Consider the following 1,291-nt stretch of genomic DNA (forward strand, 5'->3'; position numbering starts at 1 on the left):
TGTACTTCGATAGCATCAGCGAGTGTTACGGTAAATGCACAACCATTAACACCAGCACAACCGACATTAAGTTCAGTAACACAGCCAACATGTTCAACAGTAACAGGAAGTTTTACTATTACAAATTATAATGCGAGTTATACCTATACAGTTTCACCTTCAACTGGAGTAACCATTTCTGGCAACACAGTTACAGCACCAGCAGGAACATATACAGTAACAGCTACTTTATCACCATGTACTTCGATAGCATCAGCGAGTGTTACGGTAAATACACAACCAGTTACACCAGTTCAACCGACATTAAGTTCAGTAACACAACCAACATGTTCAACAGCAACAGGAAGTTTTACTATTACCAATTATAATGCTAGTTATACCTATGCAGTTTCACCTTCAACTGGAGTAACTATATCAGGAAACACAGTTACAGCACCAGCAGGAACGTATACAGTAACAGCTACTTTATCACCATGTACTTCGATAGCATCAGCGAGTGTTACGGTAAATACACAACCAGTTACACCAGTTCAACCGACATTAAGTTCAGTAACACAACCAACATGTTCAACAGCAACAGGAAGTTTTACTATTACCAATTATAATGCTAGTTATACCTATGCAGTTTCACCTTCAACTGGAGTAACTATATCAGGAAACACAGTTACAGCACCAGCAGGAACATATACAGTAACTGCTACGTTGTCACCATGTACTTCGATAGCATCAGCGAGTGTTATAGTAAATGCACAACCGGTTACACCAGTTCAACCTATATTAAGTTCAGTAACACAACCAACATGTTCAACAGCCACAGGAAGTTTTACTATTACCAATTATAATGCTAGTTATACCTATGCAGTTTCTCCATCAACTGGAGTAACTATATCAGGAAATACAGTTACAGCACCAGCAGGAACGTATACAGTAACAGCTACTTTATCACCATGTACTTCAGTTTCATCAGCGAGTGTTACGGTAAATGCACAACCGGTTACACCATCAGCACCAACCGTTGGAACTATTACTCAACCAACATGTTCGACGGCAACAGGAAGTGTTGTATTGAGTGGTTTACCATCAGGAAGTTGGACAATTACAAGAAACCCAGGAGGAGTTACAACAACAGGAACAGGATCAAGTACAACTATATCAGGGTTAGCTACAGGAACTTATACGTTTACAGTAACAAATTCAGTAGGATGTACTTCAGTTTCATCAGCAAATGTTGTAATTAATGCACAACCACTTACACCAGTTCAACCTATATTAAGTACAGTAACACAACCAA

1 pseudogene is annotated in these 1,291 nt (G+C 39.1%); it reads left to right on the forward strand.

Features of this window, described 5'->3' with window-relative positions:
- Positions 1 to 1,291, forward strand: a pseudogene (locus ACFO3U_RS07725) (T9SS type B sorting domain-containing protein); the annotation flags it as partial.

The organism is Flavobacterium ponti, assembly GCF_042652765.1.
GTDB lineage: Bacteria > Bacteroidota > Bacteroidia > Flavobacteriales > Flavobacteriaceae > Flavobacterium > Flavobacterium ponti.